Annotated in this window: 7 protein-coding genes; 2 read left to right on the top strand and 5 right to left on the bottom strand. The window is 67.4% G+C overall.

What is annotated here, in order from left to right; translation table 11 throughout:
* The 5 genes from IRZ18_07895 to IRZ18_07875 all read right to left on the bottom strand — a co-directional run.
* On the bottom strand, window positions 1-587 hold a 587-nt coding region (locus IRZ18_07895), incomplete at its 3' end, for a UTP--glucose-1-phosphate uridylyltransferase (GenBank protein ID MBX5477025.1).
* A gap of 71 nt (window positions 588-658) precedes the next feature.
* Complete coding sequence (locus IRZ18_07890; GenBank protein MBX5477024.1) at window positions 659-1,162, bottom strand: nucleotidyltransferase domain-containing protein; 504 nt, start codon at window positions 1,160-1,162, stop codon at window positions 659-661.
* 150 nt (window positions 1,163-1,312) lie between these two features.
* A complete protein-coding gene (locus tag IRZ18_07885; protein ID MBX5477023.1) occupies window positions 1,313-2,140 on the bottom strand; it encodes a flagellin FliC in 828 nt (275 codons plus the stop codon).
* A 576-nt stretch (window positions 2,141-2,716) separates the two neighbouring features.
* Window positions 2,717-4,270 carry a HAMP domain-containing histidine kinase gene (locus IRZ18_07880; protein ID MBX5477022.1) on the bottom strand — a complete coding sequence of 518 codons (1,554 nt, stop codon included), beginning with the start codon at window positions 4,268-4,270 and terminating at the stop codon, window positions 2,717-2,719.
* A 76-nt stretch (window positions 4,271-4,346) separates the two neighbouring features.
* Window positions 4,347-5,027: a metal-dependent hydrolase gene (locus tag IRZ18_07875; protein ID MBX5477021.1), complete on the bottom strand. Its 681-nt coding sequence runs from the start codon at window positions 5,025-5,027 to the stop codon at window positions 4,347-4,349.
* A gap of 123 nt (window positions 5,028-5,150) precedes the next feature.
* On the opposite strand from IRZ18_07875, the gene IRZ18_07870 reads away from it, so the two are divergent.
* Together IRZ18_07870 and IRZ18_07865 are read left to right on the top strand one after the other, a co-directional pair.
* Window positions 5,151-6,119 carry an ABC transporter ATP-binding protein gene (locus tag IRZ18_07870; GenBank protein ID MBX5477020.1) on the top strand — a complete coding sequence of 323 codons (969 nt, stop codon included), beginning with the start codon at window positions 5,151-5,153 and terminating at the stop codon, window positions 6,117-6,119.
* The coding region (locus IRZ18_07865; protein ID MBX5477019.1) for an ABC transporter permease at window positions 6,112-6,272 on the top strand (161 nt) is incomplete at its 3' end. The genes IRZ18_07870 and IRZ18_07865, both read left to right, overlap by 8 nt.

Here is a 6,272-nt window from a genome sequence, read left to right as displayed (position 1 = left end):
TCCGGCTTCTCCACGAAGTCGGCGACGACGACCGGTCCCTTCGCCGGGTTGCCGCCCAGCGGTCCGAAGTCGGCGATGCCGTACCGGCTCGTCTCCTCCATGGACACCGGCAGCACGCCGACGACCGCCATGCCCGTCTCCTCGTGCACGGCGACCAGCTGGGCGATGGCGGCCGGGTCGCCCTGGTACACGTCGTCGCCCAGGAGGAGCGCGAACGGTTCGTTCCCCACGTGCCAGCGCGCCTGCAGCACGGCGTGGCCCAGGCCGCGCGGCTCCGCCTGGCGGATGTAGTGAAGGTTCGCGAGGCCGGCCGGCTCCACGACGACGCGCAGGAGCTCCGCCTTGCCGCTCATCTCCAGGTGCTTCTCCACGAGGTGGATGCGGTCGAAGTGATCTTCGATGGCGCGCTTGAGGCGCCCGGTGATGAGCAGCACGTCCTCGATCCCCGCCGCCACGGCTTCCTCGACGATGTACTGGATGGCGGGCTTGTTGAGGAGCGGCAGCATCTCCTTGGGCAGCGACTTCGTCGCCGGAAGAAAGCGCGTGCCCATCCCCGCGACCGGAATGACGGCCTTGCGAACTCCCACGAACGTGCCCCTCTTCCTCACGCGACATGGAAACTTCGGAAAGGCGAGACCGGAATTCGCCGGCCCTTCTGTCAGTTCCTGCCAACCGCGGAACTTTTGTGCGACACCGGTCGACGGGGCGCGTCGAATCCCGCGGGCGCCGTGTCCGCGCCGGGACTAGTCCAAGGCGTCGTCCGGCAGCCCTGCAAACACACCGGACCGATCGAGGAGGACCCTGAACCCCTCACGGACGACGCGCTTCGTCCCAGGATCCAGCGGCCGCCGCACCATGCCTTCGTGACGACGCCGTATTCGACCTCGAGCCCGCCGGCATAGAAGACGCGCAGGGACGTCAGGATCCCCCACTCCTCGATGCGGGCGTCGACGATGTCTTCCAAACGGAACTCATCTCGAATGGCTTGCAGCGTGCGGGTCTCGTCCTGCGTGACGACCACCAGGTCGACGTCGGAGTCCTCGCGGAAGTCGCCCCTCGCGTACGAACCCACCAGGGCGACGCCCAGGATGAGGGGGCACGCGTCCGCCCAGGCCGCAAAGTGTTCGAGGAACCTTCGCACGCGATCGGTCTCTTTGGCCATGTCCGGTCTCCCTGGGTCACCTGAGTGAGCTCCGTGCGACAACCACCTGCAGCCGAACCTCATATAGCCTCATCAAAAAGAGGGCGAGGCCCGGTTCGGACCCCGCCCTCCGAACTCCGGTACCGCGGAAGCCGCGGTACCTGTGCAGGCTTAGCCGAGGAGCTTGAGCACCGCCTGCGGCATCGCGTTCGCCTGGGCCAGCATGGCCACGCCCGCCTGCTGCAAGATCTGGTACTTCGTGAACTCCGCCATCTCGCGCGCCATGTCCGTGTCCGTGATGCGGGACTTTGCGTCGGAGAGGTTCTGCGACGTGATCTGCAGGTTGTTAATGATGTACTGCAGGCGGTTCTGGATCGCGCCGAGCTGGGCACGTTGCTCCGAAACGTTGTCGATAGCCGTACTGATGGCGTCGAGTGCGGCTTCCGAAGTCGCCTGGTCCTGGTTGATCTTCAAGCCATTGACCCCGAGAGTTGTCGAGTCTGCTGCGTCAATCGCGATCGTCAGATCCTGGCCACTGTTGGGTCCGACTAGGATCGTCAGAGGCCCGTTAGTGGCATCGTGACTGCCGTCCAGCAACTTCATCGTGTTGAACTCGGTGTCTTGGGCAATGTCGTCGATCTGCTGAATGAGCTGGTCAAACTCAGCCTGCAACTTGTCGCGATCCGAAGAAGTCTCGGTGTCGCTGCTGGACTGAGCCGCCAACTGCCGCATGCGCTGGAGGATGTCCTGGATCTGCCCCAACGCACCCTCCGCCGTCTGCACCAGAGAGATGCCGTCCTGTGCGTTGCGGGTGGCCTGGTCCAGACCGTTGATCTGCGCGAGCATCTTCTGGCTGATCGCCAGGCCCGCCGCGTCGTCGGCCGCCTTGTTGATTCGGAGACCCGACGACAGGTGCTCGAGCACGCCGTTCATCCGATTGCTCGTGAGCGTGAGGTTTCTCCACGCGTTCAGCGCGGAGATGTTGTCATTCACGTACATGCCGACACCTCCACGGTTCTTGTCCACCGGGGCCCCGGCCGGTTGGCGCCCGGCGTTCACCATTCGTATCGACACCGCCTCGCCAAGCATGGAGACCGCCAGCATCCCCAATTTGGGTCGGAATAGAGACCGTTTCGGGCAAATACGTCGCCACTTCTCCATCGTTTGTCTCGATTTGGCCATCGGACGTGTCCGCACGTCGCTCAACGATTTGGCTGACTCGACCGAGGGCAAGGCATGTTGTTGCGGACGCGTCAGGAGTGGACATTCGGCGACGTCGTGGAGCGGATCCAAGAATGGCATCCGCTCACCCATGCGCAAATGATGGCGGACGACCCGAAGTTCGTGCGAGCTGGAGTCCTCCACTACGGGTCATGGGGCAACGCGGTCGACGAGTCGGGGTTTGATTACGACGAGATCTTGCGTGAGGGCATCCAGCCGGGGCTAAACCCGCCGGCGAGCGGCGTCGAGGTCGCGAGACGGAAACTGCGGCCCCGGATGATGCCCAGACGGGGGATCGGAGAGCCACGGCGGAGGCGGGCGGGGACTTCTCCCGCGCGTTGTGGTTGAAGGGTTCTACCCCGTCGGCTCCGTCGCCGCCGGGAACGTGAGGATGAAGGTCGTGCCGCGCCCCGTGCGCGTGCGGAATTCGATGGTTCCGCCCATGCGCTCGACGAAGCGCTTGCAGTTGTAGAGGCCGAGCCCGGTGCCGGTGGGTTTCGTGGTGATGAAGCTCTGGAAAAGCTGCTTGCGGATGTGGCGCGGGATGCCCGGGCCGTTGTCGCTCACCTTCAGGGCGACGCGGTCGCCGGTGGCTTCGGCGGCAAAGACAAGGCGCCCTCCGGGGCCCATGGCGTCCATCGCGTTGGAGGCGAGATTCAGCAACACGCGGACCAGGTACGCACGGTCCGCCATGAGCGTGGCGTCGGCAGGCTCCATCTCCAGCCGGGCGCCGGCCTTCTCGCAGGCCGGCGCGATCAGCCGACGGACGTGGCCGAAGAGGTCCGGCACGGGGACCGGTTCCACGCGAGGATTCGGCGTGCCGGCGAGGGTCATGAGATCGCCCAGCATCGCGGTGGCGCGGTCCAGTTCCTTGACGATGAAATCGGCGGCGTCGCCCAGCCGCCCTTGCTGGGCCTCCAGCTCCACCATGCCGCGGACGGCGGTCAGCGGATTGCGAAGATCATGCGCGGCGGCGGCGGCGAGCTCGCCCATGACGCGCACCGGTTCGATGTCCGCGAGCGCCTGTTGCAGCGCGCGCTCGCGGGTGCAATCCTCGAACGTGGCCAGAACACCGCCTTCGTAAGGCACGGCCTGCGCGCGGATCCACCGCCGCGGATTCGTTCGCTCCGCCTCCCACACGACCACGAACGGACCCTCCGCCTGCCGCGTTTCGCGAGCCAGCTCCGCCAAGAGCGGGGCGGCATCGCCTAGGGCACGAAGCAGCCGGCGGGCGTGGCCGGCCAGCCACACCGGGTGGCCGTCCTGGTCGAGCAATGCCGCCCCCACGCCCGCGACGTCCAGCACGTCGTCGCGGATGGACGGGATCGATTCGAGGAAGGGTTCGGCCTCGCGCAAGGTCACGAGGCGGAAGGCTTCGTCCAGGGCGCGGAGCGCCCCCGCGTCCTCCGGCAGCCACTCCGGCCGGAACGTCCAACCGGGGACGGCTTCCGCCGAAGGCGTCTCCGCGAAGAACACGGAGACCAGGTGGTCCACCCACGGTCCCGACCCGTCGAGGCGCTGCAGGGACACTTTCGCATAGCCGAAAAGGCGCGCCGCGTACCCGCCGACCATGGCGGCCAGCACGCGCGCGCTGGCCTCGAACCACGGGCTGTCGGCCCGCGAGCGCGGGAGACCCAGGCGAGCCCGGACCACGTCCTCCAGCGCAACGAGCGGCCAGACCTCAAAGCCGAACCCCTCGGCGCAGCGAGCGAGAAGATCGGCCACGTCCGCGGGGCGCGGCGGGGCGTGGCGACCGGCGGAGAGATGGCGGTCCAGCCAGACGGCGGCATGCAGTCCGACCAGCCGGCTGAAGCGCCGCGCCTCCCGCGGGTCGGACGCGTGGGCGAAGGCGAGGTGTGCGGCCGTGAGCCACTGCAGAAGCTGGTGCCGATACAGGGACAGGGACAATCCGCGCTTCCCCCTTCACCAGGGGTCAGTAAATGTTCGCTTTAGGACGCGGATATCCTGCGACGATTGAATCCATTTAGAACGACCGGCTTTCGCCGATCTCCGGCACCCAAGGTTCCGCTTTCGGCGCCAGATCCTTCAGCGCGGCCACAAAAGGCTCGGCGGATTGGGTCAGGAGCGGGAACGTCCGGTAATGCATCGGCGCAGCCGCCTTCGCCCTGAGGAAGGCCACCGCCCGGGCCGCGGCGCGCGGGCCCATGGTGTAGTGGTCGCCGATGGGCACGAGCGCCAGATCGATATGGAACATCTCGCCGTACAGCTCAAGGTCCCGGAACAGCGCCGTGTCGCCGAGGTGCGCGAGCGTGAAGCCCCCCGTGCGCACGATGTAGCCGGAAGGCACGCCGGTGTTCGAGGTGTGCAGGGCCGGGATCATCGTCACTTGGATGTCGTCCGCCAGGGACACGGTGCCGCCGAGGTTCATGTCGATCATGCGGTCCTGCGGCGCCCCTTCCTCGCGCACGAGGCGGGCGCTCGTCTCCGGCTGCGTCACCACTTTCGCGCCCCGCTTGGCAAGCTCGGCCACGTCCTTGACATGGTCGAAGTGGTCGTGCGTGAGCAGGACGAAGTCGACGGCTTCCGGCAAGGGGTCCTTGGCCACCGGGCTGCCGGTGTACCATGGGTCGATGACGATCCTGCGGCCGGACGCCGTGCGCAGTTCGAACGTGGCGTGGCCGATCCACTTGACCTCCAGTGCCATCGCGCACTCTCCCCTTTCAAACCTGTCCATGAAAATTCTATCGGTTCTGCCAACACGAATCCTGTCGGTTTTCATTTTGTTGACATTCTCGTTTCAAACTGGCCGGTCGGGAGGGACTGACGCTTGATCCGTTTCGAGCGCGTCACGAAGCGATACGGACCGCGACGGGGCGTCGAGGACGTCAGCTTCGAGGTGCGGCGCGGCGAGATCGTGGGGCTGCTCGGGCCCAACGGCGCGGGCAAGACGACGACGCTGCGCATGCTGACCGGCTACCTGCCGCCCTCCGAGGGCCGGATCCTCGTCGACGGGCACGATGTCGAGGAGGAGCCGTTCGAGGCGCGGCGGCGCATCGGTTACATGCCGGACAACCCGCCCCTGTACCCGGAGATGACGGTGCGCGGGTACCTGCAGTTCGTCGCCGCGCTGCGGGACGTGCCGGCTCGAAGCCGGGCGGCGAAGGTGGACGCCGCGCTGGAGCGCTTCAACCTGGGCGACGTCGCCGGGCGCCTCATCGGCCGGCTCTCGCGCGGGTACCGGCAGCGCGTCGGCCTGGCCCAGGCCGTCGTGCACGATCCGGACGTGCTGGTGCTGGACGAGCCGACGGTCGGCCTGGACCCGCGCCAGGTGAGCGAGATGCGGGAGACGATCCGCGCGCTCGCGCGCGACCACACCATCGTGTTCTCGAGCCACATCCTCTCCGAGGTCCAGGCCCTGTGCGAACGCGTCGTGATCCTCCACGAGGGGCGCGTCGTGGCGGAGGACCGGCCGGAGAGCCTCGCCCGCGCCCTGGAGAGCGGAGAGACGCTGTTTGTGGAGGTCGCCGCGGAGCCGGAGCGGGCCGAGGCCGTGTTGCGGGGCGTGCCGGGCGTCGCGGCCGTGACGCCGCTGAGGCCGCGTGCGGCGGGCGCGGCGGGGCCCGCGGGAGCCGCCTTCCGACTGCAGGCGGAACCCGGCCGGGACGTGCGGGAGGCGCTCTTCTACCGTCTCGCGGACGCGCGCATGCCGCTTCTCGCGCTCCAGCGCGACACCATGAGCCTTGAGGAGGTCTTCTTGAAGCTCACGCAGGAAGAGGAGGCGAACGCGCGTGGGTAAGGTTTGGGCCGTCGCGCGCCGGGAGCTGGCCTCCTACTTCGCGTCGCCGACGGCATATGTGCTTCTGGCCGTGTTCACGGCCATTTCCGGTTACTTTTTCGTGACGCTCGTCATCTTCTCGAGCTCGCCCGACATCGGCAGCCTCCTGGGCAA

It is taken from the genome of Clostridia bacterium (assembly GCA_019683875.1).
Lineage (GTDB): Bacteria > Bacillota > Sulfobacillia > RBS10-35 > Bu92 > Bu92.
The sequence above is the reverse complement of the archived record's forward strand: the minus strand, read 5'-3'. Positions and strand labels throughout refer to the sequence as shown.

Bases quoted from the DNA above. Each gene is read 5' to 3' on its own strand.
- IRZ18_07890 (MBX5477024.1), bottom strand. From the start codon at position 1,162: ATGGCCAAAGAGACCGATCGCGTGCGAAGGTTCCTCGAACACTTTGCG.
- IRZ18_07885 (MBX5477023.1), bottom strand. From the start codon at position 2,140: ATGTACGTGAATGACAACATCTCCGCGCTGAACGCGTGGAGAAACCTC.
- IRZ18_07875 (MBX5477021.1), bottom strand. From the start codon at position 5,027: ATGGCACTGGAGGTCAAGTGGATCGGCCACGCCACGTTCGAACTGCGC.